The sequence below is a fragment of the Fictibacillus fluitans genome (genome assembly GCF_030418125.1).
GTDB lineage: Bacteria > Bacillota > Bacilli > Bacillales > Fictibacillaceae > Fictibacillus_C > Fictibacillus_C fluitans.
On sequence record NZ_JAUHTR010000018.1, the window covers coordinates 16,647 to 42,957 of the forward strand.

Annotated in this window: 27 protein-coding genes and 5 tRNA genes; 30 read left to right on the forward strand and 2 right to left on the reverse strand. The window is 46.7% G+C overall.

Features of this window, described 5'->3' with window-relative positions; all coding sequences use genetic code 11:
- Window positions 1-109: 109 nt before the first annotated feature.
- The 5 genes from noc (at window position 110) to QYB97_RS21695 (ending at window position 4,059) form a co-directional block, all read left to right on the forward strand.
- Complete coding sequence (gene noc, locus QYB97_RS21675; RefSeq protein ID WP_301168119.1) at window positions 110-964, forward strand: nucleoid occlusion protein; 855 nt, start codon at window positions 110-112, stop codon at window positions 962-964.
- A 159-nt stretch (window positions 965-1,123) separates the two neighbouring features.
- Window positions 1,124-1,897: a ParA family protein gene (locus QYB97_RS21680; RefSeq protein WP_301168120.1), complete on the forward strand. Its 774-nt coding sequence runs from the start codon at window positions 1,124-1,126 to the stop codon at window positions 1,895-1,897.
- Window positions 1,878-2,723: a ParB/RepB/Spo0J family partition protein gene (locus QYB97_RS21685; protein ID WP_301168121.1), complete on the forward strand. Its 846-nt coding sequence runs from the start codon at window positions 1,878-1,880 to the stop codon at window positions 2,721-2,723. Before QYB97_RS21680 ends, QYB97_RS21685 begins: the two co-directional genes overlap by 20 nt.
- Window positions 2,724-2,787: 64 nt before the next feature.
- Entirely contained in the window at window positions 2,788-3,522 is a 735-nt protein-coding gene (locus QYB97_RS21690) for a DUF554 domain-containing protein (RefSeq protein ID WP_301168122.1), read from the forward strand.
- 57 nt (window positions 3,523-3,579) lie between these two features.
- Entirely contained in the window at window positions 3,580-4,059 is a 480-nt protein-coding gene (locus QYB97_RS21695; RefSeq protein ID WP_301168123.1) for a GNAT family N-acetyltransferase, read from the forward strand.
- Window positions 4,060-4,124: 65 nt separating this feature from the next.
- Here the strand turns inward: QYB97_RS21695 and yyaC are convergent, their stop codons facing one another.
- Window positions 4,125-4,766, reverse strand: a complete 642-nt coding sequence (gene yyaC, locus QYB97_RS21700) for a spore protease YyaC (protein ID WP_301168124.1) — start codon at window positions 4,764-4,766, stop codon at window positions 4,125-4,127.
- Window positions 4,767-5,072: 306 nt separating this feature from the next.
- Between yyaC and QYB97_RS21705 the strand changes: the two genes are divergently transcribed.
- From QYB97_RS21705 to rpsR, 6 genes are all read left to right on the forward strand, one after another.
- Window positions 5,073-5,954, forward strand: coding sequence for a mechanosensitive ion channel family protein (locus QYB97_RS21705; protein WP_486599098.1), 882 nt, complete (start codon window positions 5,073-5,075; stop codon window positions 5,952-5,954).
- A 75-nt stretch (window positions 5,955-6,029) separates the two neighbouring features.
- A complete protein-coding gene (locus QYB97_RS21710) occupies window positions 6,030-6,227 on the forward strand; it encodes a DUF951 domain-containing protein (protein ID WP_301168125.1) in 198 nt (65 codons plus the stop codon).
- A 324-nt stretch (window positions 6,228-6,551) separates the two neighbouring features.
- Entirely contained in the window at window positions 6,552-7,649 is a 1,098-nt protein-coding gene (gene ychF / locus QYB97_RS21715; RefSeq protein ID WP_301168126.1) for a redox-regulated ATPase YchF, read from the forward strand.
- A gap of 189 nt (window positions 7,650-7,838) precedes the next feature.
- Window positions 7,839-8,126 carry a 30S ribosomal protein S6 gene (gene rpsF, locus QYB97_RS21720; protein WP_301168127.1) on the forward strand — a complete coding sequence of 96 codons (288 nt, stop codon included), beginning with the start codon at window positions 7,839-7,841 and terminating at the stop codon, window positions 8,124-8,126.
- 27 nt (window positions 8,127-8,153) lie between these two features.
- Window positions 8,154-8,678: a single-stranded DNA-binding protein gene (gene ssb, locus QYB97_RS21725; RefSeq protein WP_301168128.1), complete on the forward strand. Its 525-nt coding sequence runs from the start codon at window positions 8,154-8,156 to the stop codon at window positions 8,676-8,678.
- A gap of 58 nt (window positions 8,679-8,736) precedes the next feature.
- Window positions 8,737-8,970 (forward strand): 30S ribosomal protein S18, encoded by a 234-nt coding sequence (gene rpsR / locus QYB97_RS21730; RefSeq protein WP_301168129.1) that lies wholly within the window; start codon window positions 8,737-8,739, stop codon window positions 8,968-8,970.
- 264 nt (window positions 8,971-9,234) lie between these two features.
- Here rpsR and QYB97_RS21735 read toward each other — a convergent pair whose 3' ends face one another.
- Entirely contained in the window at window positions 9,235-9,678 is a 444-nt protein-coding gene (locus QYB97_RS21735; protein ID WP_301168130.1) for a YtoQ family protein, read from the reverse strand.
- Window positions 9,679-9,878: 200 nt separating this feature from the next.
- On the opposite strand from QYB97_RS21735, the gene QYB97_RS21740 reads away from it, so the two are divergent.
- The 19 genes from QYB97_RS21740 (at window position 9,879) to rlmH (ending at window position 26,245) form a co-directional block, all read left to right on the forward strand.
- Window positions 9,879-10,823 carry a YybS family protein gene (locus QYB97_RS21740; RefSeq protein ID WP_301168131.1) on the forward strand — a complete coding sequence of 315 codons (945 nt, stop codon included), beginning with the start codon at window positions 9,879-9,881 and terminating at the stop codon, window positions 10,821-10,823.
- Between the two features lie 11 nt (window positions 10,824-10,834).
- The gene (locus QYB97_RS21745) at window positions 10,835-12,808 is read left to right on the forward strand and encodes a DHH family phosphoesterase (protein WP_301168132.1); all 1,974 of its coding nucleotides are present in this window, start codon (window positions 10,835-10,837) and stop codon (window positions 12,806-12,808) included.
- Window positions 12,805-13,248: a 50S ribosomal protein L9 gene (rplI, locus tag QYB97_RS21750; RefSeq protein WP_301168133.1), complete on the forward strand. Its 444-nt coding sequence runs from the start codon at window positions 12,805-12,807 to the stop codon at window positions 13,246-13,248. The genes QYB97_RS21745 and rplI overlap by 4 nt, the downstream gene beginning before the upstream one ends.
- A gap of 98 nt (window positions 13,249-13,346) precedes the next feature.
- On the forward strand, window positions 13,347-14,711 hold the full coding sequence (gene dnaB / locus QYB97_RS21755) for a replicative DNA helicase (protein WP_301168134.1): 1,365 nt from the start codon (window positions 13,347-13,349) through the stop codon (window positions 14,709-14,711).
- Between the two features lie 360 nt (window positions 14,712-15,071).
- Entirely contained in the window at window positions 15,072-16,358 is a 1,287-nt protein-coding gene (locus QYB97_RS21760; protein WP_301168135.1) for an adenylosuccinate synthase, read from the forward strand.
- Between the two features lie 424 nt (window positions 16,359-16,782).
- Window positions 16,783-16,858: transfer RNA gene (locus tag QYB97_RS21765), tRNA-Lys, on the forward strand.
- Window positions 16,859-16,874: 16 nt separating this feature from the next.
- Window positions 16,875-16,949: transfer RNA gene (locus QYB97_RS21770), tRNA-Glu, on the forward strand.
- A 77-nt stretch (window positions 16,950-17,026) separates the two neighbouring features.
- Window positions 17,027-17,102: transfer RNA gene (locus QYB97_RS21775), tRNA-Asp, on the forward strand.
- 156 nt (window positions 17,103-17,258) lie between these two features.
- Window positions 17,259-17,335, forward strand: a tRNA-Met gene (locus QYB97_RS21780).
- A gap of 149 nt (window positions 17,336-17,484) precedes the next feature.
- Window positions 17,485-17,560: transfer RNA gene (locus QYB97_RS21785), tRNA-Phe, on the forward strand.
- 177 nt (window positions 17,561-17,737) lie between these two features.
- Window positions 17,738-18,316, forward strand: a complete 579-nt coding sequence (locus QYB97_RS21790; RefSeq protein WP_301168136.1) for a glycerol-3-phosphate acyltransferase — start codon at window positions 17,738-17,740, stop codon at window positions 18,314-18,316.
- Between the two features lie 172 nt (window positions 18,317-18,488).
- Entirely contained in the window at window positions 18,489-19,193 is a 705-nt protein-coding gene (yycF, locus tag QYB97_RS21795; RefSeq protein WP_301168137.1) for a response regulator YycF, read from the forward strand.
- 4 nt (window positions 19,194-19,197) lie between these two features.
- Window positions 19,198-21,042, forward strand: coding sequence for a cell wall metabolism sensor histidine kinase WalK (gene walK / locus QYB97_RS21800; RefSeq protein WP_301168138.1), 1,845 nt, complete (start codon window positions 19,198-19,200; stop codon window positions 21,040-21,042).
- Between the two features lie 3 nt (window positions 21,043-21,045).
- Complete coding sequence (locus tag QYB97_RS21805) at window positions 21,046-22,434, forward strand: YycH family regulatory protein (protein WP_301168139.1); 1,389 nt, start codon at window positions 21,046-21,048, stop codon at window positions 22,432-22,434.
- Complete coding sequence (locus QYB97_RS21810; protein WP_301168140.1) at window positions 22,434-23,234, forward strand: two-component system regulatory protein YycI; 801 nt, start codon at window positions 22,434-22,436, stop codon at window positions 23,232-23,234. The genes QYB97_RS21805 and QYB97_RS21810 overlap by 1 nt, the downstream gene beginning before the upstream one ends.
- Window positions 23,235-23,248: 14 nt before the next feature.
- Window positions 23,249-24,046: an MBL fold metallo-hydrolase gene (locus QYB97_RS21815; RefSeq protein ID WP_301168141.1), complete on the forward strand. Its 798-nt coding sequence runs from the start codon at window positions 23,249-23,251 to the stop codon at window positions 24,044-24,046.
- Between the two features lie 160 nt (window positions 24,047-24,206).
- Window positions 24,207-25,418: a S1C family serine protease gene (locus QYB97_RS21820; protein WP_301168142.1), complete on the forward strand. Its 1,212-nt coding sequence runs from the start codon at window positions 24,207-24,209 to the stop codon at window positions 25,416-25,418.
- 101 nt (window positions 25,419-25,519) lie between these two features.
- Window positions 25,520-25,684: a CxxH/CxxC protein gene (locus tag QYB97_RS21825; protein WP_301168143.1), complete on the forward strand. Its 165-nt coding sequence runs from the start codon at window positions 25,520-25,522 to the stop codon at window positions 25,682-25,684.
- An 81-nt stretch (window positions 25,685-25,765) separates the two neighbouring features.
- A complete protein-coding gene (gene rlmH, locus QYB97_RS21830) occupies window positions 25,766-26,245 on the forward strand; it encodes a 23S rRNA (pseudouridine(1915)-N(3))-methyltransferase RlmH (RefSeq protein ID WP_289479534.1) in 480 nt (159 codons plus the stop codon).
- Window positions 26,246-26,311 lie beyond the last annotated feature (66 nt).

Sequence of the window (26,311 nt, forward strand, 5' to 3'; positions counted from 1 at the left end):
CATCGGCATCATACATACGCCGGTACCAAAGAATTTTTCAAAGACTGGCAGGAAAACAGATGGGCAGAGCGAAAATCTAAGATAGATAACAAAAGGTGGTGTCATTCATATGAAACATCCTTTTTCACGTTTATTCGGCATCGGCGAAAAGAATCAGACAGCTGAAGTTGAAGAGAAAAACGATAACGAAGAAATTGTGCAGCTCCCGGTGAAGGATATTCACCCGAACCAATTCCAGCCCCGTACCGTTTTTATAGATGAACGAATTGAAGAATTATCCCAAACGATTGAAACGCATGGAATTATCCAGCCTATTGTGGTGAGGACAGGAGAAAATGGTTCCTTTGAGATTATTGCCGGAGAACGCCGGTGGAGGGCTGTTCAAAAGCTCGGCTGGGAAACGATCCCGGCTATCATTAAGGAATTTGATGACGGACAGACGGCATCTGTTGCCCTTATAGAGAATCTGCAGCGGGAAGAGCTGACAGCCATTGAAGAAGCGATGGCCTATGCCAAACTTCTCGAGATTCATAACCTTACACAGGAAGGTCTGGCACAGAAGCTTGGCAAAGGGCAGTCAACGGTTGCGAATAAGCTCCGCCTGCTGAAGCTTCCACAGCCCATCCAGGATGCGCTTCTGCAAAAGCAAATCACCGAACGTCATGCTAGGGCGCTCATTATCCTGAAAACACCTGATAAGCAGGAAGCGGTTCTGAATGAAATTCTTGAAAAACACCTGAACGTCAAACAGACGGAAGACCGTGTGAAAAAGCTGATCGAGGGAGAAAACCAGGAAAAGAAACCTGTGTCAAAAAGAAAATCCTACAGCAAGGACACACGGCTGGCCATCAACACCGTCCGCCAGTCCGTGGATATGGTTCTCCAAACCGGTCTTACCATTGATACGGAAGAAGAGGACCATGAAGAATTCTACCAGTTCACCATACGCATTCCGAAAAAATAATCATTGAAGCCCCCTTCAGCCATCCTGAAGGGAGCTTTTTTTGTGGGTAAAACGAAAGATTTTTATGCCTCTTTTTATGAATTTTCCGTAAGAAAAAAGAGGAATTCATGATATGATGAAAGAAATGAACTCTCGTAAAGAATTGAGGTAGGTGTCATCGTGGCTAAAACCATTGCAATTGCCAATCAAAAGGGTGGTGTTGGTAAAACAACGACATCCGTAAACCTCGGAGCATGTTTAGCTTATTTCGGCAAAAAGGTTTTACTTGTTGATATAGACCCTCAGGGGAATGCTACGAGCGGTGTTGGCGTCGACAAAGGCGATGTGGATCAATGCATCTATAACGTGCTTGTTGACGACGCAGAAGTAAAAGACATCATTATGGAAACGATTTGCGAAGGATTACATATATTGCCGTCAACCATTCAGCTGGCTGGTGCAGAAATTGAACTGGTTCCGACCATTTCCAGGGAGGTAAGGCTGAAACGGGCACTGTCGTCTGTTGAACGCCAGTACGACTATATTATTATCGACTGCCCCCCTTCTCTCGGACTTTTGACCATTAATTCACTCACAGCAGCGGATGGCGTCATCATACCGGTACAGTGCGAGTATTACGCGCTTGAGGGGCTGAGCCAGCTTCTGAATACGGTCCGCCTCGTACAAAAGCATTTAAATACAGATTTGACCATTGACGGCGTTCTGCTCACGATGCTCGATGCCAGAACCAACTTGGGAATCCAGGTTATTGAAGAAGTGAAAAAGTACTTTCAGGATAAAGTCTATACCACTATTATTCCTCGAAATGTTCGTCTTTCTGAAGCGCCAAGCCATGGTAAACCAATTATTATTTACGACCCTAAATCCAGAGGTGCAGAAGTTTATTTAGAATTAGCGAAGGAAGTGATTGGCAGTGGCGAAAGGGTTAGGTAAAGGCATTAACGCATTTTTTCCGGGTACGGATCTTGAAAATGAAGATACGGTTTCAGAAATCAAATTATCCGAACTGCGTCCCAATCCCTATCAACCGAGGAAAGTGTTCAATGAAACGGCCATTGCAGAATTGACAGAGTCCATCAAGGAACATGGGGTTCTGCAGCCGATTATCGCAAGAAAAAGCATTAAGGGTTATGAGATCGTTGTCGGGGAGCGCCGGTTCCGGGCCGCGAAGGAAGCCGGTCTGGAGCTCATGCCGGTGATCGTCAGGGAATTTACAGAGCAAAAGATGATGGAAATCGCCCTGATTGAAAATCTTCAGCGGGAAGATCTGAATCCGATTGAAGAAGCCCAGGCCTACCAGAAGCTCATGGAGCATCTTAAGATTACCCAGGAAGAGCTTTCAAGCCGGGTGGGCAAGAGCAGACCGCATATCGCCAATTTTGTGCGTCTGCTTCAGCTGCCGGATCCTGTCCAGGATATGATGTCCAGGGGAGAACTTTCCATGGGGCACGGACGTGCGCTGCTCGGATTGAAAAAGAAAGCAAAGATGCAGGCGGTTGTGGAGAAATGCTTGAATGAAAAGCTCAATGTCCGCCAGCTTGAAAAGCTGATCCAGCAGGTGAATCTCAACGTTCCACGTGAAACAAAGAAAAAAATTGAAGATAAGAGTGTATTCATCGTCGAAAAGGAATCAACTCTCAGAGACCATTTTGGCACTTCAGTTTCTATTAAACGGACCAAACGAAAAGGCAAAATAGAAATTGAATTTTTCTCCGATGAAGATCTGGAACGGATACTGGACCTGATCGGAAAGCAGTAAAACCATCGAAACGGTGGTTTTTCTTTTTGGATTCTTACATCTTGGATAAAGGCGGGAAGAAAAAGTGGCATTATTAGGGACACTGGTCAATGGTCTGGCCATCGTTATCGGGAGCTTGCTGGGGCTTTTTTGGAGAAACATTCCCGAAAAAACAAAAACGACCATCATGCAGGCAATGGGCCTGGCCGTTATTATTCTTGGAATCGGGATGGGCTTAAAGAGCAAGCAATTTTTAATTGTCATCGCCAGCCTGGCGATTGGAGGCGTACTTGGGGAAAAACTGGATTTGGAAGGAAAGCTTGGGCAGCTGGGTCACTGGCTGGAAGCCAAACTCGGCGGCAAGGAAAAAGGCGGCATTGCCAATGCCTTTGTAACGGCAACGCTCGTTTTTGTTATCGGCGCCATGTCCATTGTGGGAGCGCTCGACAGCGGGCTGCGGCATGATCATGCCGTGCTTTATACCAAGTCAATGATTGATGGCTTTTGTGCAATCTTCTTCACTTCAGCACTTGGAGTCGGCGTAATCTTCTCTGCTGTTCCTGTCGTCCTTTATCAGGGGCTGGTTGCCCTGTTCGCCACCCAGATTGACCGGTTTGTGCCGGAAGCGCTGATGCAGCAGATCATCGTTGAAATAACGGGAACAGGCGGGATCATGATCTTGGCTATCGGCCTGAACATTCTCCGGCTCACGACGATCCGGGTAGCCAACCTGCTCCCTGCTTTGCTGTTTACCATCCTGATCGTCTGCATCATTTATTATTGGGACAGCCTTTCTGCTTTTGCAGGAGGAATACTATAAAAGGAGCTGGCTTTAGCAGGCCAGCTCTTTTTTTAAAGAATAGGAGCTATCGTTAACATGATCTCTTTAAGAAATGTACAGCCAGGAGATTTAGAAGGGCTGGCAGTTATTGAGAATGAGGGCTTCTCCAAAGATGAAGCCGCAACAAGAGAAGTTTTTATAGAAAGGATTCAAGTGATCTCTGATACCTTTATTGTGGCTGAACAGGATGGAAAGATACTCGGGTATATTAATGGTCCTGTTATTCCTCACCCCTACATAACCGATGATCTTTTCAAAGAAATCCAGGAGAATCCGAAAACTGGAGGGTATCAGAGCATTTTAGGAGTGGCCGTTTCCAGACAGGCAAGAAACCAGGGGATTGCCACGCTGTTAATGGAGAAAATGGAAGAGCTTGTTCATGAGAATGAAAGAAAAGGTATCACCTTAACCTGTAAACAGGAACTGGTTTCTTTTTATGAAAAACTGGGGTTTGTCAGCCATGGGATATCTGAATCCAAACATGGCGGAGTCAGCTGGTATAACATGATCAAATGATAGGGGCATAAGAAAACGACCAGAATGGAATCTGGTCGTTTTTGATTGCAATAAATCAAGGAACGTTAAAAAGCGGGCTTCTTTTTATTGATGCTGTACAAATCTTCTTTAATGGGAAGTGGCGTGATATTCTTTTTCACCCGCTGGCTCATGGAGGCGAAATAGAGGGAATCCGCGATTAATTCGGCCATCTTCATAACAACGCTTAACCTTGTATTCTGAAGAACGAAATATTCCATAAATCCACTGACGTTCACAATACCGGTTAAATGCATATCGCCAACCGGCGGAAGCTCTTTATTGACCCCTGCACCTGGTTTAACGGGTCCATCTCCAATGGAGACCATTCCCACATGGTTAAGTTTCCCGAGACACGCATCAATTCCTATGATAAAAGCATCCGGATGCTTTTGTTCGATCATTTTAAGCTTATCTTTCAGGTTAACCGCGTGTACTGGATCATCCAGTGTCCCGTAAACGTGAAACGGAAAAGCTTTGATAGCGTGAAGCTTGGTGCCCACCAAAGGGCCAAGCGCATCCCCAGTGGAACGATCTGTCCCTATACAAACCACGACGACTGGAGTGGTTTGCGTATTAGGAAGAAGGTTCCCAATTTTTTCTGTGATGATCATGCAAGCTTCTTTTTCCTCATGGTGCATTTTATATAGAAAAGGTTTATCGGGAACGAGCTTCCTTTTAAGGAACATAAAATCCACTCCTTTAAAATGTTACTACCAGTATACGGACTAATTGGCAATACTATACATCGAGTAAGGACTTAGCTGCCATCATTTTTTGGAACGCGCCAGAACGAGTATGGTCTATTATTAGTCGGAGCAGGCTGTGCTTCTGGTCCCGTAACGCCTTTTAATTACCTTCAGTTAAATGTTTTATACCCCCTTCCTCCAAATTTTAAGCCCTCTGTTTCCACCAGGATGTGTTAATCGTTGAAAATTCAGCCGAAGTTGGGTACATTAAGGCTTAGTTGAGATTTATTTGGAGGTTGGGGCGGAGTGGAATTACTCAGTGTAGTCCAGCAGGCAGAGGAAGTATACAAGCAGGTAGGTGATGGCGACTTATGGATTAACCTGGGCATGAAAGTGCTTAAGATTGTCGCCATTTTATTTGGGGCTGCGATCGTTGTTAAAATCGTAAGAGCGGCCATTACCAATATTTTTAAAATAAGGATGAAAAGTCCGTTGCGGATGTCGGAGCGCCGTGAGAACACGCTGATCCGGCTTCTCGATAATGTGGCTGCTTACCTTATTTATTTTATTGCGCTTCTTATGGTGCTGACCGAATTTAGCATAGATGTTAAAGCCCTTCTTGCAGGAGCCGGAGTGGTCGGACTGGCTATCGGTTTTGGTGCGCAGAGTCTGGTAAAGGATATTATCACCGGTTTCTTTATTATATTTGAGCAGCAATTTTCCGTAGGGGATACGGTAAGAATCAACTCGTTTGAGGGAACGGTGGAAGAAATCGGACTGCGAACAACGAAAGTCAAGCAGTGGACCGGTGAGCTTCATATCATACCGAACTCATCCATCACAGAAGTTACAAACTTCTCCGTTAATAACAGTATTGCTGTCGTGGATGTCAGTATTGCGTACGAAGAGGATGTGAACCGGGCACAGGCTATCATTGAAGAAGTAGTGAAGGAAAAAACCGTCGAGTATCCAGAAATGGTGGCAGAGCCGGAAGTTCTCGGTATTCAGTCAGTCGGCGCCACAGAAGTCGTGATCAGGGTGACAGCTGAAGTGCTGCCCATGACCCACTTTAAAATCACAAGAGAACTGAAGAAAGCGATTAAAATCCGCTTGGATGAAGAAGGTATTGAACTTCCCTTTCAAAAGCTTGTCTCTTATCACAAGACAACACTTGCAGAACATGAATAAACATAATACCCATTGTGCCATTACAATTTTCTCTATAGAATAATATAAAAGCAAAGCGTTTGGGGAGTGATGGACTTGGAAGGAAAAGAATTCTTTTTAAATGATGAAGTGGAAATGAAAAAACCTCACCCGTGCGGAACCAACCGTTGGAAAATTATCCGCATGGGGGCTGACATCCGGATTAAATGCATGGGATGCCAGCACAGTGTTCTAATTCCCAGAAGAGACTTTACGAAGAAAATGAAAAAGGTCCTGGTCTCCAACCAGGAATAAAAAAAGATATCTTTGTGTTCCACGTGAAACAAAAGCAGAACCGGCGTATTTCAAGCGCTGGTTCTGCTTTTTTGTTCAGGCACCAATTGATTGGAGTGAAAGGTGCGAGACTCCGGCGGGAAAAGCGGGATAGATGAGACCAGGTAGGCGCTTGCGACGATGGGCTCATCGCCCGCCCGCGGAAAGCGAGCATCCTGTAACGGAAGCAACCGCTTTTGTATAACTTGTTTTTTGCCTGCCAACACCCTATAATGATGAAAGATGTGCTAACAAGTAATGGAACGAAAAATATATGATGATTGTAATCAATGAGGAGTGGAATAAATGGCTTTAACAACTGGAATTGTCGGTCTTCCGAACGTAGGGAAATCGACGCTTTTTAATGCCATCACACAGGCTGGCGCGGAATCCGCAAACTATCCGTTCTGTACGATCGATCCGAACGTAGGGATTGTTGAAGTGCCGGATGACCGTTTGCACAAGCTGACTGAGATGGTTCAGCCTAAAAAAGTGGTTCCGACAGCATTTGAATTTACGGATATTGCCGGTATCGTTAAAGGTGCAAGCAAAGGGGAAGGTCTGGGCAACAAGTTTCTGTCCCACATCCGCCAGGTGGATGCGATCCTTCAGGTTGTACGCTGCTTTGAGGATGAGAACATCACCCACGTTTCCGGAAAAGTCGACCCGATCGATGATATCGAAGTCATCAATCTTGAGCTTATCTTTGCCGATATGGAAACCGTTGATAAGCGGATCTCCAGGGTCGAAAAATTAGCCAAGTCAAAAGACAAAGAAGCGGTTGCGGAACACAGCGTGCTTTTGAAAATTAAAGAAGCATTGCTGAATGAACTTCCTGCAAGAAGTGTTGAATTGACGCCAGAAGAAACTAAAATCGTTTACGGCCTTCACTTGCTTACAGCGAAACCGATCCTTTATGCAGCGAACGTCAGCGAAGAGGATTTGCTCGAAGGCGGAAATGAGCATGTTGAGAAAGTAAGGGAATATGCTGCCCGCGAGCATGCTGAAGTTATTGTGATTTGTGCCAAGATCGAAGAGGAGATCGCAGAGCTTGAAGGTGACGAAAAGAGTGCGTTCCTTGAAGAGCTTGGCATTCAGGAAGCGGGTCTTGATCAGCTGATTCGTGCCTCTTATTCTCTCCTTGGATTGGCAACATACTTTACAGCCGGTGTGCAGGAAGTGCGTGCATGGACGTTCCGCAAGGGCATGAAGGCGCCACAGTGTGCGGGTATCATCCATACGGACTTCGAACGCGGATTTATCCGTGCTGAAGTGGTTGCTTATGATGATTTGATGAGCGCCGGCAGCATGGCAGCTGCCAAGGAAAAAGGCCGTGTGCGTCTTGAAGGTAAAGAATATGAAATGAAAGACGGAGATGTAGTCCACTTCCGTTTCAACGTTTAATATCATACATTTTTAGAGGAAAAGCGCTCATGCTTTTCCTTTTTTCTATTAATCATTGCAGGGCCTTGTGTTTTGTACGGGTATTTGCTATAATTCATTATTGTGAGTTAATTATCGATTGTAAAGAAATGTTGATAGTTTACTCCTTGCCCCGTTGTGGGCCGTTTAGACCAAAAGGAGGTGACCGGAATGAAAAAGTACGAAATCATGTACATCGTCCGTCCAAATCTTGAAGAGGATGCTCTTGCAGCTGTTAAAGAAAGAGCTAAGACTATCCTTACTGATAATGGTGCGGAAATTGCTAACGAGAAAGAAATGGGTAAAAAGCGTCTAGCTTATGAAATCAACGACTACCGTGATGGATATTACACGCTATTGACCATCAATTCTCCTGTAGAAGCGATCAATGAATTCGACCGTCTTATGAAGATTAACGAAGATGTTCTTCGTTTCATGACAATTGCAGACGAGAGATAATTTTTTAACGTTGAAGGAGAGGTTCTAATGCTAAATCGTGTAGTCCTTGTTGGACGTTTAACGAAGGATCCGGAATTGCGCTATACCCCGACCGGTGTGGCAGTTGCAAACTTTACTTTGGCAGTAAATCGTGCATTTACAAATCAGCAGGGTGAGCGCGAAGCAGATTTTATCAATTGTGTAATCTGGCGTAAGCCGGCTGAAAACGTGGCCAACTTCTTGAAGAAGGGTTCACTTGCCGGAGTAGACGGACGCATCCAGACACGTTCTTATGACAATAACCAGGGACAGCGTGTATACGTGACTGAGGTTATGGCTGAGAGTGTCCAGTTCCTTGAGCCGAAGAATGCGAATGCGGGCGGAGGTCAGCAGTACCAAAGCCAGGGCGGAAACAACTTTGGCGGGCCATCAGGTGACCGCGGTTATGGGCAGCAGCAACAGAACCAAAACCAGAATCAAAACCAGAACCAAAAGCGCAGTAACTTTAATGATGACCCATTTGCTAACGATGGCACTCCAATCGACATCTCTGATGACGATTTGCCATTCTAAGACAAGCATATATTGAACGACAACATACAAAAATCCAACTAGAAGGAGGGGAATAAACATGGCTGGACGTCGCGGTGGACGCCAAAAGCGTCGTAAGGTTTGTTTCTTCACTGCAAACAAAATCACTTACATCGACTACAAAGATGTGGATCTTCTTAAGCGTTTCGTATCAGAACGCGGTAAGATTCTTCCTCGTCGTGTGACAGGAACATCTGCTAAATACCAACGTCAATTGACTCGTGCTATCAAACGTGCACGTTTCATGGCGCTGCTACCATATGTAACTGAATAGTTTTCAGTTTTAAAAAGCACGGTAAAGATCAGTCTTTGCTGTGTTTTTTAATTGTACGGGAAGTGTTGATTTCCGTTCCGGAATGCTCGCTTTCCGTGGGCGGGCGCTGAGCCTCCTCGTCGCAAGCTCCTGCGGGGTCTCAGCTGTCCCGCTTTTCCCACTGGAGTCTCGCATCCTACACTCCAATCAACTTAAGTTCAATTTATTAGTAAATAAACAACAAAAAAGCGGCCAAATCCACTGGATTTTTGCCGCTTTTCTTTATTACGATTCAAAGATGTAGGAGAGGGCTCTTACTGCCTGTTCGGGGGTTTCAACCACCAGGCTGGCATTGTTGGAAAGCTCTTTTAACGGATGATGAAGTGACTCCGGACGGATCAGGATCAATGGCTTTTGCAGGGCAGTGGCTCTTGCGGCATCCATCGCCGTGTTCCACTGCTTGTATTTTTCGCCGAACAAGGCGATCACGACGTCTGCTTTTTTAATCAGGATGTCCGTGCGTAGATTGTTGATGCTTGAAGCCGCCTCATCCTTCAAAACAGCGTTAGGCTGTTTGCCTAGGATTTCTTCTCCGATATTGTCCGACCGGTCGTGGTCTTCCATTGGCCCGACAAAGGTGAGGGGAAGATTCCGCTCACTTGCCTGTGATTTGATTTCTTCGCGCCAGTCGTCATGAATCTGTCCTGCCAAATATACAATAAGCTCCATTGTATCTCTCCTCTTTTCCTATGGATTTAAAAACTAGCGGGCTAGTTCGAATTCCATTATAAAGGACAACATGGTAAGGTAGATACTGTTGTGCATGTTAGATTGGGTAAAATAAGGTTAAGCTAATGAATATCATTGGATTTACAGCAAATAATTTACTACAATAAATACCGTAGGCAATAAAGCCAGAGGTGAACCAATTGCGGAAAACATCAACCATCGTAGACGGAGCTGTAATGGCTGGCGTTTATATTATTCTCATGCTCATCAGTCTTAATGTGCCGCTTTTCGGCATACTCACATATTTTTTACTGCCGATTCCGCTCATCCTGTTTGCATATAAGCACGGATGGAAGCCGGGTCTGCTTGTATGGGCGGTTACGCTCGTTTTATCCTTTGTGATTGGCGGAACAGCTGGATTCATCTATGCGTTCCCATCCGGTCTCCTGGGGATTGTTATGGGCGATTTATATAAGAGGAAGACCTCTGCATTCGGCGTTCTTTTGGGCGGAAGCCTTGTTGGCATCTTTAACTTTCTGATGCTGTTGATTTTTGCAAAGCTTCTCTTGAACCTGGATGTCGTAAAAGATGCCCAAACCCAGCTGAACCGTACGATTGGCCAGGTTGGCAAATTTTATAAAGAAATGGGCCAGGATCTGCCCCAGCTCGAACAGATGCGCCAGCAGGTGGAGATGATCCCGTACCTGCTGCCGACGGCCATCATTATCGGAGCCGTCGTTACCACGCTGATCACCCAGTGGATTGCTGCACGTATATTAAAAAGAATGAAATTCGAGTACCGGCCATTTCCGCCATTCCGCGGCTGGTCGCTTCCAAAATCATTTTTGTGGTATTACATTTTGGCCCTTGTGCTTTCTTTCATGAATGCGGAAAAAGGGTCTGGAATATACATTCTTACGATTAATTTATATATCATATTGTCCCTTGTACTTGTCGTACAGGGTCTTACCGTTATCTTTAGCTTTGCCAGGAATAAGGGCTGGCCCAAGGCCGTTCCCGTATTTATAACTCTGCTAGTAATATTTACTTCTTCCTATATGCCAATTCTTATGGAAGTCGTTAAATTCTTAGGTATAATTGACTTAGGGTTCGAATTAAAGAAACGGATAAATACCAGACAGTAGGAGCTGAAAGTATGCCTAAGTTTTTATTAAAACGGTGGCATGGTTATCCACAGATAGCCTTGTGCGTCATATCGGTCCTTTTAGTAATTGTCATCATGTCCTACCAGTGGATCCTCGGGGCTGTCAGTTTTGTAGTCTTGGGCGTGATCTTTTATTTGATGATGCGGGCCGAGAATTCATTCCAGGAGGACCTCGGCGATTACATCTCCACGCTTTCCCACCGCATCAAGAAGGTCGGAGAAGAAGCATTGATGGAAATGCCGATCGGGATCATTCTGTATGATGAAGATTACAAAATTGAGTGGGCCAATCCGTTCATGGGAGCCTGGGTCGGAGAAGAAGCGTTCATCGGCCATTCTCTGAATCTTATTTCTGAGGACCTCGTGCCGTATATCAAAAGTGATGCACGGGAAGAAATCGTGAATTTAAAATCAAGAAAATTTGAAGTGCATTTTAAAAAGGAAGAACGCCTTCTCTATTTCTTCGATGTAACGGAACAGCTTGAAGTTGAACACCTGTATGAGGAGGAGCAAACCTGCCTTGGCCTCATTTACCTTGATAACTATGAAGAAGTTACTCAGGGGCTTGATGACCAGTTCCGTTCAAGAATTAACTCCAAAGTTATTTCCATTCTGAACAAATGGGCAACCGATCATGGAATCTATTTAAAACGGACCTCTTCCGAGCGTTTTTTAGCGGTATTTAACCAGCGGATTTTACATGAGCTTGAGAAAAACAAGTTTGCGCTGCTGGATGAAGTAAGAGATGCGACTTCAAAAGAAAATGTAGCCCTCACACTGAGTGTGGGTGTGGCAGCCGGACCGCTTGAACTGCCTGAGCTCGGCCAGCTGGCCCAATCGAGCCTTGATCTTGCGCTTGGCCGCGGCGGCGATCAGGTGGCCATCAAGCAGCAAAACGGAAAAGTGCGCTTCTACGGCGGAAAAACCAATCCGGTGGAAAAACGCACACGGGTAAGAGCCCGGGTCATTTCCCATGCGTTAAGTGAACTTGTCCTCGACAGCGACAAAGTCATTATCATGGGGCACAAAAGCCCCGATATGGATTCCATGGGCTCTGCCATGGGGATTTTGAAAGTTGCGCAGGTGAACGGCAAGGAAGGATATATCGTCCTCGATACTTCTGACCTGGATACCGGCGTCCAGCGGCTGATGAATGAAATAAAAGGAACCGATTCTCTCTGGAAGCATTTCATTACTCCGGAAGAAGCGCTTGAAATTTCAACGGCCGGCACACTTTTGGTCGTCGTGGACACTCATAAGCCGTCCATGGTGATGGAAGAACGTCTGCTTTCGAAACTTGACCATGTGGTGGTTATTGACCATCACCGCCGCGGGGAAGAATTTATCGCAGATCCGGTGCTTGTGTATATGGAACCTTATGCTTCTTCTACCGCCGAGCTGGTGACCGAGCTTCTGGAATATCAGCCGAAGCGGCTTAAAATGCGCATGCTTGAAGCGACCGCCTTGCTCGCGGGGATTATTGTGGATACAAAAAGCTTTACGCTCAGGACCGGTTCCCGGACGTTTGATGCTGCCTCCTATTTAAGAGCTCACGGCGCCGATACCATCCTCGTCCAGCGGTTCTTGAAGGAAGACCTTCAAACGTATAAGACCCGTTCAAAACTCATTGAAAATGCAAGAACCTATAAAAACGGCGTTGTGATTTCCAAGGCAGAGCCTGGCGAGGAATGCGGCCAGGTACTCATTGCCCAGGCAGCTGATACGCTGCTGTCCATGAACGATGTGACTGCTTCGTTTGTCATTGCCAAGCGTCACGACCAAAAAATCAGCATCAGCGGGCGTTCGCTCGGAGAAGTAAATGTTCAGATGATCATGGAACAGCTTGGCGGCGGCGGCCATCTGACCAATGCAGCCTGCCAGCTAGATAATGAAACGCTCGATGGCGCAGAGACCAAATTAAAAGCGGTCATCGATGAATACTTCGAAGGGGGAGAAGAAGAATGAAAGTAGTCTTTCTTAAGGATGTAAAAGGAAAAGGTAAAAAAGGGGAAATTAAAGACGTATCCGAAGGGTATGCCCGCAACTACTTATTGCCGAACAACCTTGCTACAGAAGCTACCAAAGGTGCCCTTTCTGTGGTAGAAGGCCAAAAGAAAAGCGAAGAGAAAAAATCTGCAGCCGCTTTGGAAGAAGCCAAGCAGCTCAAAGAAAAGCTCGAGAAGATGGAAGTTGAAATCAAAACCAAAACCGGTGAAGGCGGCCGCGTGTTCGGATCGGTGACAAGCAAGCAGATCGCAGACGGTTTGAAGAAGTCCAATGTAACGATTGACAAGCGAAAAATTGACCTTACGAATCCCATTAAAGCGTTGGGATACACCAACGTACCTGTAAAGCTTCATCCGGAAGTGACAGGAACGATTAAAGTACACGTAGTTGAAGCATAAGCAGAAAGCCAATGGGACCGGAACTGACCGGTCTCATTCTTCTGTAATCAGGGTCTTTCTGCCAAAAATGGCAGATGATCTTATCAGGAGGAAGAATGATGAGTGATCTTTTTGTTGATCGCATCCCACCACAGAACATTGAGGCCGAACAAGCGGTCCTGGGCGCTATTTTTCTGGAGCCGGAAGCATTGGTTACCGCTTCGGAAATTTTGATCCCGGAGGATTTTTACCGTGCCTCCCATCAGCGTATTTATCAGGTGATGCTCGATTTATCGGAAAAAGGGGAACCTGTCGATCTTGTGACGGCAACAGCCGCGCTCGCCGACCGGAAGCTTCTTGACGAAATCGGCGGTGTCTCGTATTTAAGTGACCTCGCGAGCAGCACACCGACCGCGGCCAATATTGATTACTACAGCCAGATCGTGGAAGAAAAATCCCTTCTTCGCCGTTTGATCCGTGCAGCGACCGAAATCGCGGCCAACGGCTACGCCCGTGAAGAAGAGGTTGAAGCGGTCTTAAACGAAGCGGAAAAGACTATTCTGGAGGTATCCAACCGCAAAAACGGCGGTGCCTTCATTTCTATAAAAGATGTACTGGTGGCTGCCTATGACAATATCGAGCAGCTGCATAACCGCAAAGGGGACGTGACTGGAATACCGACCGGTTTCAACGATTTAGACCGGATGACGGCAGGATTTCAGCGGAACGATCTGATCATCGTGGCCGCCCGTCCTTCCGTGGGTAAAACGGCGTTCGCCCTGAATATCGCGCAAAATGTTGCCACCAAAACGGAAGAAAACGTCGCCATCTTCTCGCTCGAGATGGGTGCCGAACAGCTTGTTATGCGTATGCTTTGTGCGGAAGGCAATATTGATGCCCAGAGGCTTCGTACAGGCTCCCTGCTGCCGGAAGACTGGCAGAAGCTGACGATGGCCATGGGAAGCCTGTCTGCGGCCGGTATTTACATTGATGACACGCCTGGTGTCCGTATCGGGGACATCCGTTCCAAATGCCGCCGCCTGAAGCAGGAAAAAGGCCTCGGCATGATCCTGATTGACTATTTGCAGCTCATTCAGGGGAACGGCCGAGCGGGCGAAAACCGCCAGCAGGAAGTATCCGAGATCTCCCGCTCCCTTAAAGCGCTCGCCCGTGAGCTGCAGGTTCCGGTTATCGCCCTGTCCCAGCTTTCCCGTGGCGTGGAATCCCGTCAGGACAAGCGTCCTATGATGTCCGATATCCGTGAATCCGGAAGTATCGAGCAGGATGCCGATATCGTGGCGTTCCTGTACCGAGATGACTATTATGACAAAGAATCCGAAAGCAAAAATATAATCGAGATCATTATCGCCAAACAGCGTAACGGTCCGACCGGCACGGTTGAGCTGGCATTTGTGAAAGAATACAACAAGTTCGTCAACCTCGACCGGCGGCATGACGAAAGCAGCATGCCGCCCGGCGCATAAAATGTATTGGAAACAGGCACTCTCTAAGGATGAGGGTGTCTGTTTTTTTTGTGGTTTCTGATTGTGGGGGTACGTGTACGTGATCGTAGTTTACATAATCGAATTTTGGCGGGTAAATGTCCGATTTTAGCGGGTATTTTAAAATTATGGCGTGTATTTGCTCCAAAATGGCGGGTAAATGCCGGACAGCGGCCTTCTCTCCTGCCCTTTCGTGCGCAAAACCGAACGGCTTAACTATGAATATTTTAAAATGTTCGTGTTTCATTGACTTTTGCTATTATAATTGATAAACTAATCATGGATTTTTAAGTTACTAGCAAATTAAAGTGTTTTTTAAGTTTATTTGGAGGTGCTGGCGTAATGTCATCCGTAGTCGTTGTCGGAACACAATGGGGAGATGAAGGTAAAGGGAAAATTACCGACTATCTTTCTGAGAAAGCAGAAGTTGTAGCCCGTTATCAGGGTGGTAACAATGCTGGACATACTATTGTATTTAACGGTAAGAAATATAAACTGCACTTGATCCCGTCCGGAATCTTTTATGATGATAAAGTTTGTGTCATTGGTAACGGTATGGTGGTTGATCCTAAAGCAGTTGTGGAAGAGCTTGCTTACTTGCATGATCTTGGCATCCATACTGAAAATCTTCGAATCTCCAACCGTGCGCATGTTATCCTTCCGTACCATCTTCGCCTTGATGTGCTTGAGGAAGAAAGCAAGGGCGTAAACAAGATCGGTACGACCAAAAAAGGAATCGGCCCGGCATACATGGATAAAGCCGCCCGTATCGGCATCCGTATCGCGGATCTTTTGGACAAGGAAGTATTCGAAGAGAAGCTTGAGCGCAACCTTGCCGAAAAGAACCGTTTGTTTGAACGAATTTATGAGTCAGAAGGCTTTACTAAAGAAGAAATTCTTGAAGAATACTATGGATATGGCCAGCAGCTTGCCAAATATGTTTGCGACACTTCCGTTGTTCTGAACGATGCTCTTGACGAAGGCCGCCGCGTACTTTTCGAAGGCGCACAGGGCGTTATGCTTGATATCGACCAGGGAACATATCCTTTTGTAACTTCATCCAACCCGATTGCAGGGGGAGTTACAATCGGTTCCGGTGTGGGACCATCCAAGATCCACCACGTTGTCGGTGTTTCAAAAGCCTACACAACACGTGTTGGCGACGGCCCATTCCCTACTGAATTGAACGATGAAATCGGACATCAGATCCGTGAAGTCGGGAACGAATATGGCACGACTACAGGACGTCCCCGCCGTGTCGGCTGGTTTGACTCTGTTGTTGTCCGTCACGCCCGCCGTGTCAGCGGAATCACTGATCTTTCACTTAACTCCATCGATGTGCTTACAGGCATCGAGACATTGAAGATCTGTGTGGCGTACAAGTACAAAGGTGAAGTCATCAACGAATTCCCTGCGAGCCTTAAAGTGCTTGGTCAATGTGAGCCTGTTTATGAAGAGCTTCCTGGCTGGACAGAAGACATCACAGGCGCGAAATCTCTGGATGAGCTTCCGGAAAACGCCCGTCACTATGTGGAACGTGTTTCTCAGCTTACCGGTATTCCGCTAACTATCTTCTCTGTCGGTCCTGACCGCACCCAGACCAACATGGTCCGCGGCGTGTTTGTTTGATCGAACTGAATTTTGCGAGCCCGGCGCTCCGCTTTCATGCGGAAGCCGGGTTTTTTGCATTTTGTGGTTTTGTGATGAATATCGTAGTTGACATAATCCGGGTTTGGACAGTAAATTTTCAAAACTGTCCAGTAAAAGTCAAAAATCGGCCAGTAAATATCCGATTTCGGCCAGAAAAGTTCTCAAACCGGCTTGTAAATCAATTTTCAGAGCGCCAAAACAGGGATTCTGCCCCCCTCTTCCCTGCTTTTACGAAGAAAAAAACACTTTTTTCTAGTATTTTTTAAAAAACAGCTTGCCAAATAATATAAAACGATGGTAAGATAACTCTTGTCGTGTTAAAACGATGTTGCAGCCAAAAGGCGCACACAGTCAGCTTCCATAGGATCAGGAAGTGACTAATAACCGATAAAAAACTTTATGAGAGCCATTAGCTCAGTTGGTAGAGCATCTGACTTTTAATCAGAGGGTCGAAGGTTCGAGTCCTTCATGGCTCACCATTTTTTCTTACAGAGTGGCCCGTTGGTCAAGCGGTTAAGACACCGCCCTTTCACGGCGGTAACACGGGTTCGAATCCCGTACGGGTCACCAAGTATTTTCATGTTAGTTAGTGAAAATACCATGTTTTTTTCGATAGAAAAAAACACTTTAATATAGATTGTTTTACTGGACTCGTGGTGTAGCGGTTAACATGCCTGCCTGTCACGCAGGAGATCGCCGGTTCGATCCCGGTCGGGTCCGCCATTTTTTTACCATTCATATATATCATCGCGGGGTGGAGCAACGAGCGTTACAGCACGATTAAGCTGCGAGTAAACTCGACGCATACACTTCAAGAAATCACTTGTAGAGGAAGAGTTCCTCAAACTTGGACACATCGTCCAAACACCTTCATATCATCGCGGGGTGGAGCAGTCTGGTAGCTCGTTGGGCTCATAACCCAAAGGTCGCAGGTTCAAATCCTGTCCCCGCAACCAACCAATGTAACACTAAATTCTTGGCTCGATAGCTCAGTCACGAGCAATGCATCGTGAATAAGCAGCGAGTTGTCTCGACGGATTCACGTCGTCAGCTTCCACTAGTAGAGGAAGAGACAGGGAACCGACGGACAGTATTACTAAATTTTGGCTCGATAGCTCAGTCGGTAGAGCAGAGGACTGAAAATCCTCGTGTCGGCGGTTCGATTCCGTCTCGAGCCACCATTTTACTTACTTTACTTACTTGTAAAACAATTTACTATTCCTAAAACGATCATGACACAAAAGGCATGCAGCTACCGTTCTGCATGCTTTTTTACTACATTTTTTTAAGGGTTACACATGCAGCATGCATCGCCCATAGATTAGAAATAAGAAAAGACGCACAAAGGGGTGACGGGCATGGAGACGCTGTATATTGTGCTGTACGCAGTCGGCTGTTATTTCATCGGCAACATCATGACGGGGTATCTGGTGGCCAAGTGGTTAAAGGGGGTTGACCTTCGAAAGGAAGGCACCAGCAATATCGGCGCAAGGAATGCAGGGCGCGTGATTGGGCCATGGGGTTTCGTCTTAACGCTTGCGGGCGATCTGATCAAGGCCGCAGCCGCGGTGCAGCTCGCCGAATCATTCGGCTTCTCCCCTGCCCTTCAGCTGGTCTCCTTTTTTATGGTAATTGTGGGGCACTTGTGGCCTATCACCCTGAAGTTTCATGGCGGCAAAGGGGTCGCGTGCTTTATCGGAGGGATCCTTGTGTTTGACTGGCGGGTTGCCGCGGCTGCAGCGGTCCTGTTTCTCGTGCTGTTTGCCGTGCGCAGGAGCCTGACGGTAGCGGGACTCGGGACCTTTCTAGCCGTACCGGCCGTGCATTACGCGTTTCATCAGGTTCTTACCCTGGCTATTCTGCTCCTGATTATTTCAGTGCTGGTGGTGTACGTTCAAAAAGAGGATTTAGCCCTCCGACTGACGGGGAAATCATAACCACGGTCCTCCTTTTAAAAAAAGAGGATTCTACCTTTTGACCTAGAAGTCTGACGTTATGGAGAATTTAGATAGTGTGGTAAAATAAAGGGTAGACATGCCAAAAATTATCCAATCCATTTATATATAGATACTAAAAATTAACGGTTTCCAAAAAAGGAGCGACTACCGGATGGACAAAAAGATTCTTGTAGTAGATGACGAGAGGCCGATTGCAGATATTCTGCAGTTCAATCTGGAGAAAGAGGGTTTCCAGGTCACCTGTGCGTATGATGGTGTATCAGCAATCGAAAAGATAGAGAATGAGAAACCGGACATGATCCTTCTGGATATCATGCTTCCGATGAAGGACGGCATGGAAGTCTGCCGTGAAGTCCGAAAGAAGTACGATACACCCATTATCATGTTGACGGCGAAAGACTCGGAGATTGATAAGGTGCTTGGGCTTGAGCTTGGAGCAGACGATTATGTGACCAAGCCGTTCAGCACGCGAGAGCTGATTGCCCGTGTAAAGGCGAATCTGCGCCGCCACCAGCAGGAAACAGAGCGTGAAGTGGATGAGAACAACGAGATTGCCATCGGCTCGCTCACCATCCACCCTGATGCGTACCTGGTGACTAAGCGCGGGGAGTCCATTGAGCTGACACACCGGGAGTTTGAGCTTCTGTATTATTTGGCCAAGCACATTGGACAGGTAATGACACGTGAGCATCTGCTTCAAACCGTATGGGGGTACGACTATTTTGGCGATGTCCGGACCGTGGATGTAACCGTCCGCCGTCTTCGTGAAAAAGTGGAAGACAACCCAAGCCATCCTCTCTGGATCATAACGAGACGCGGCGTGGGCTATTACTTACGAAACCCTGATCAGGAGTAGACAAATGGATAAGGTAGGCTTTTTCAGATCAATACACGTTAAATTTGTATTGATCTATGTTTTGCTCATTTTGATCGCCATGCAGGTGATCAGCGTTTACTTCATCAACAATCTCGAAGACAACTTAAAAGAAAACTACATCAGTGCGCTGCGAAACAATCTTGATTTCTTCGAGTTTAACGCGGAGCAGAAAATTATTGATGCCCAGCAGATGAAGGAAACGACGGAAGATGACAACAGTAATTTAATAACCGATATTGCCCAGCTGATCAATGAAACCAAGGATGAAAACATCAAATCTGTTTTGGTTTTGAACAAAGACGGAGTGGTCATTGGCAGCGACAACAAAAATCTGATCGGCCAGGTCACCACAAACAGCAAGATCAAGCTGGCGTTAAACGGTACTCAGGATCAATCCGAGATGTATGACCCGGCAACGAATCAGCGTGTCATTGTCTGGGCCAAGCCCATTATTGTAGGCAAGGACCAGCAGGTGGACAAGAACAAACAGGTGCTTGGCGCGATTTATGTTAAATCATCGATCGAAAGCGTGTATAAGCAGATCAGTGACATTAATAAAATCTTGACGACCGGTACCGTTATTGCCCTGGTAATAACCGCGATACTCGGTATTTTTCTTGCGCGCACGATCACACGCCCGATGGCTGATATGCGAAAGCAGGCACTTGTGATGGCGCGGGGCGACTTTTCGAGGAAGGTACAGGTTTATGGCGATGATGAGATCGGACAGCTTTCCATGACGTTCAATGACCTGACCCGGAAGCTGCAGGAAGCAACCGCCATTACCGAGAGCGAGAGGCGAAAGCTTCGTTCGGTCCTGACGTATATGACCGATGGCGTAATCGCCACCGACCGGGATGGCTGCATTATCCTCATGAACGACCGGGCGGAAGAAATGCTGAACATTTCCCGCCAGCATGCGCTCGGCAATTCCCTGCTGGAGCTGCTGAGGCTGAATGACCAGTATACATGGGACGAACTGTACAATGAATATGAGAGCATGCTGCTCGATTTCAGCACACAAAACGTTCATTACGTGCTGCGCGCCAATTTTTCCGTGATCCAAAAAGAAGGCGGTCCGGTAAACGGTCTGATCGCCGTTTTGCATGACGTAACCGAGCAGGAACAGATTGAAAATGAGCGCCGGGAGTTCGTGTTTAACGTATCCCATGAGCTTCGCACGCCATTGACCACCATGAGGAGTTATCTGGAGGCACTGGCTGAAGGGGCATGGCAGGATGAGAACATCGCGCCGCGCTTTTTGGAGGTTACGCAAAATGAAACCGAGCGGATGATCCGCCTGGTTACAGACCTCTTGCAGCTTTCCAAAATGGACAGCAAGGATTACAAGTTTAATTTCGTCCAGACCGATCTTGTCCAGTTTATGCAGGACATCATCGACCGGTTTGAAATGCTGCAGCATGAGCACCTTCGCTTTATCCGGAACCTGCCGGAGCGTAAGATTATGGTGCAGATCGATACCGACAAGATGACGCAGGTGGTTGATAACGTCATTTCGAATGCGATTAAATACTCGCCTGAAGGAGGCACCATCACGATTGCCGCCTCCCTTCACGGCCGAAAGATAAAAGTAAGCATTGCGGACCAGGGGGTCGGCATTCCGAAAAACAACGTGTCTAAAATCTTTGACCGGTTTTTCCGTGTAGACCGCGCCCGATCCAGAGATTTAGGGGGGACAGGCCTCGGCCTCGCGATTACCAAGGAAATTGTGCTCGCCCACGGCGGGGACATCTGGGCCGAGAGTGAATGGGGCCAGGGAACGACGATCCATTTTACCCTTCCTTTAAAAAAGGTAAAGGGGGAGTAACCAATGCCGTGGAAAAAAATCTACAACGCTATTAAATTTACCGTGAAGTCGGTCTATAAGAATTTTGAAGTGATCAAGTCGATTGTGCTTGTGTTCCTCATTGCGCTGAGCCTTGTTCTCACCTGGAGCCTTTGGACGTTGAAGCCCAATTATACCGCCATTGAGGACACCCGGACCGTGAAAAAAGAAGAAGTGACCGATACGAAAAAAGTGACGGATGTGATCCGCCCGAGCCAGGTCATTTTTTACGACAAAAACTCGTACCGGGGAATGCCGGCCAACGATAAATTTATCTCGCGCATCAACCAGATGCTGGATAACACGAAGTTCTTTGATACAAAAACCCGCCCGTTTAACGGAGTGGATGATCAATTGAAGCAAAAGGAATACATCGAAGTCGTCTATCCGACAGACATGACATCGGATATTTACAGCCAGATTTTCAACATGGCTTCATCCGGAGGTTCCTTTGCCATTCCTTCAGCGGACCGGGTTATTTTTTACAAAAAAGATACCAATGAGGTGGAAGCCCACATCATCTCCTATTCTCAGAGAAAGATGATTACGGCAAGCACCACCTTCCCGTTTGATTCGCTGAAAAACATCATTAACGATGCGAAAAGCGGGGTATTGGAATATGAACCGTTTAATGTGGAAAGCGGAACGGATGAAGGAGCACAGGTGGCCCGCCGTTTCTATTTCCCTAAGCAAAGCTTCACGCTTAATTCCTACAGCTATTTGACCCGTACGGTGAATGAAGATACCATCGACCGGTACAAAAATGCGCTGTTTCCGGATCCAAGCACGGTGAAAAGCGGAAATACGGGAGACTATTTTACCGATGAAAACTCGGCGCTCGATATTAACCGCGCGACCAACCGCATCAAATATACGAACTTCGCCCAGGAACCTGATGAGGACATTAACCAGCAGACGAGAAGCCCGCTGTTTAACAGTGTGGACTTCATCAACAACCATGCCGGCTGGGGAAATCCTTACTATTTCTATAATCTGGATCCTTCAAGCGGTTCTGTTGAATTTCTTCCTTTTGTGCGGGGCATCCCGATCATTGGAAGCGGTATGGAGGTGCGGCTGGACTGGACCAACAACCAGCTGAACGAGTATCAGCGTTCCATGGTTGAGCTTGTGCTCGATGATAATTCATTCAAGCCAAGAGAGGTCCGGCTCCAGGGTGCAGAACAGATCAAGGCGGCATTGAAAGAGTATGATATGTCCCTTGTGAACAAACTGACCGTCGGATATGAGATGGCCCATGAGAAGGGCCAGGACAACGTATATATTCTTAAGCCTGCGTGGTTTATGAACTATGGCCCCAATCATGACTGGCAGCGATTATTCCGGGACAGCCGGAAGCCAGGGGGTGATAACTGATGGATTGGAAAAAAACAAAAACGATCTTTATCTTAACGTTCTTGATCTTGAACATCTTCCTCGGCTATCAGCTGTCACAGAAACTGGCGAAAAGCAAACTGGATACCATCTTCAACCCGACGCTTGAAAAGCAGCTTGAAGACAACAACATTAAATACAAAAGCAGTCTTCCCAAGAGCTATGATGAGAAGCAGACCTTGATCAGCGGACAGCGGGCGCCGTTCTCGGAAAATGAGATCAAGTCCAAGACAAGCAAGCTGAACAAGAACAGCACGGATACCACGCTTATTTTTGAATTGAAGAAGCCGCTGGAGCTGGATAAAGACGACCTGACCAGCGATGTGAGCCAATATTTGAAGGATAACGTGTACCGCGGCAACGAATACCAGTTTTATAAGAAAGATACAAAGAATCGTAAAATCTGGTTTACCCAGGTTTACCAGGGCAAGCCGATCTTCTTTAATACCGAAGATGATTCAAGCCGTCCTAGCGGAATGGTGATGTTTGAATGGAATGAAAAAGGCAACCTGACCGGTTACACCCAAACCTTTATCTCCGTCTACCGTCAGGGCACAAAGCAGGAAATCATACCGCCAATGAAGGCCATCGAAAAGCTCTACAGAAACAACTATTTGTCGATCGGCGACAAAATTCAAAAGATTGTCCTTGGATACTATAGTCTGGCAAACGTGGAGAATGTGCAGGTATATGCACCAACATGGTCCATTGAAACCCAAAATGGCCATTACTTTGTCAATGCCACAGACAGTTCAGTACAGGAAGTGGACAAAGGACAATAGAAAGGACTATACCCATGAGTTTGCAATTTAGCGTGCTGGCAAGCGGCAGTACAGGAAATGCGATATATGTGGAAACCGGAAAATCCCGTCTCCTTGTGGATGCCGGCTTGAGCGCAAAGCAAATGAAACTCTTGTTTGAGAAGGCGAGCTGCTGCGAGCTGGACAAGCTTGACGGTATTCTCGTAACCCATGAGCACAGCGACCATATAAAAGGGCTTGGCGTTCTGGCAAGAAAGTATAAATTGCCCGTCTATGCCAACGCCAAAACGTGGAAGGCAATGAACGGACTGATCGGTGAAGTCGATTCGGAACAGAAGTTTGAATTTGAAATGGAAACCGTGAAGACGTTCGGGGATCTTGAGGTCGAATCCTTTGGCGTTTCCCATGACGCAGCAGAGCCAATGTTCTACGTCTTCCATCACGAAGGAAAGAAACTGACGCTCATGACCGACACCGGCTATGTCAGCGACCGCATGAAGGGCATCACCAAGCACAGTGACGCCTTTGTCATGGAGTCGAACCATGACATCAACATGCTCATGATGGGCCGCTATCCGTGGAACATCAAGCGAAGAATTCTGGGCGATCACGGACATATCTCCAATGAGGACTGCGGTTATGCTCTTACCGATTTGATCGGCGACCAGACAAAGCGCATTTATCTCGCTCACTTGAGCAAGGACAATAACATGAAGGACATTGCCCACCTCGCTGTGAAGCAAACCTTAGAGAGCAAGGGATTTGTTATTGGTGAAGATCTTAAGCTTCAGCATACAGATGCCACAGAGCCGACTGAACTTGTATTAGTTTAGTCGGCTTTTCTCTGTTTAAACTGGGTTTTTTAAGGCAATAACATAAGTGTGGAAAAGTGTGAAAAATTACCCATATTTTTTATGCCGTGGTGCTAATTTTTTATAATTAAATTACAACAAAGCATTTATAATATTTACGAAAGGAACGGTGAAGCAGGAAATGGGCTATTACGATGACGATTATGAATCCGGTCCCAAAAGGCAAAAAGGAAACCGCGGCGGGTTTTTGCTGGCTGCCCTTGTGGGTGCCATTCTTGGCGGACTGCTAATCTTATTTTCAATCCCGGCTCTCGGGGGCATGGGGCTGCTGCCTGAGAATTACTCCAGTTCCAATAACAACAATGGCGGAGTACAAGATTCAGGCATTACGAAAAACGTGAAGGTCAATGTCACCAATAATGTGACAGATGCCGTCTCGAAAACAAGAGATGCCGTAGTTGAAGTCCTGAACATCCAGCAGGGCCAATTCTGGAACCAGGGCGGGCAGCAGCAGGCTGCCGGTTCAGGCTCTGGCGTTATTTATAAAAAAGCAGGAGGCAAAGCTTACATCGTCACCAACAACCACGTGGTGAAGGATGCCTCCCGCCTCGAAGTCACACTGAGCAACGGAACAAAGCTTAAAGGAACACTCCGCGGAACCGATCCACTGATGGACCTTGCGGTGGTTGAAGTGGACGGAAGCAAAGTGAAGGACGTGGCGCAATTCGGTTCTTCCAGCTCATTGAAACCGGGTGAACCGGCGATTGCGATCGGTAACCCGCTCGGAACGTTCCCAGGCTCTGTCACACAGGGTGTTGTATCCAGTGCCGACCGCACCATGCCGGTGGATATTGATGAAGACGGCAACCCGGACTGGCAGGCGGAAGTCATTCAGACCGATGCAGCGATCAACCCTGGTAACAGCGGCGGCGCGCTCATCAACGTTGCAGGACAGGTGATCGGCATTAACTCCAGCAAGATCGCTCAGGAGGAAGTCGAAGGAATCGGATTTGCGATCCCTGCCGACACCGCCAAGCCGATCATTAACGACCTTGAGAAGTTTGGTGAAGTGAAGCGTCCGTTCCTTGGTGTAGGACCGATTCCGCTATCTCAGGTCAGCAGCTATCACCGCCAAACCACATTGAAGCTGCCATCAAGCGTTAATTCAGGAGTCGTGGTGATGGATGTTTCACCATTATCACCAGCGGACCGAGCAGGCATTAAAGAAATGGATGTTATCACAGAGTTTGACGGCAAGAAGATCGGATCACCGCTTGAGCTGCGTAAAGTACTGTATAAGAAAAAGGTAGGAGACAAACTGGATATCACCTACTACAGCAAAGGCAAAAAGAAAAACGTTACCGTGAAACTCGCACAGCAAAAATCCTCATAAGAAAATCAGGAGAGCTTTCTCCTGATTTTTTTTGTCGAATAACGAAGGTGTACATTGTGTTAAACTATCAGAAGAGTATCTTGTGGATAAGGAGAATCATTTTGAAAAAATACTGCTGTGATGAACATGTGGATATCGGAATCGACGAATTGATCGACGAACTGGAAATTTATCCGAACCTGGAGTTATTAACAGAAAAAGAAAAGTTATCAACAATCTGTACATATTGCGATAAAACAGCCATATATAAAGTATCGAACGAGTGATCCTATACTAAATGTGGATAGATTTTGTGCATATGTGGATAACTTTTGTGGATAAGTTGTTTATAAAAGGAGTTATACCCTGTGAATATCTTAGTTGTAACGGTTGGCAAACTGAAAGAAAAGTATTTAAAAATGGGAATTGAGGAATATGTGAAGCGGCTCGGACCGTACGCAAAAATCGACATTGTCGAAGTACCAGATGAAAAAGCACCCGAAAACCTTAGTGATCAGGAAATGCAGCTCGTCAAAAAAGCGGAAGGCGACCGCCTCCTGGCCAAAATCCCGCAGGACGCCCACGTCATCGCCATGGCGATTGAAGGCAAACTGATTTCATCAGAGGATTTGGCAAAAAACCTCGACCAGCTCGCCACCTACGGCAAAAGCAAAGTGGCCTTCGTCATCGGCGGATCCCTGGGACTGAGTGATGAAGTAATGAAGCGGGCGAATGAGAAGATTTCCTTCGGAAGGATCACCTATCCCCATCAACTGATGAAGCTGGTGCTGGTGGAGCAGATTTACCGGGCGTTTCGGATAAATCGGGGGGAGCCGTATCATAAGTAGCAGGCCTGGCTGGCCTCTTCTTTTTACTCTTCCTTCGTACCAAAACCCTATCGATCTTCCCATAGT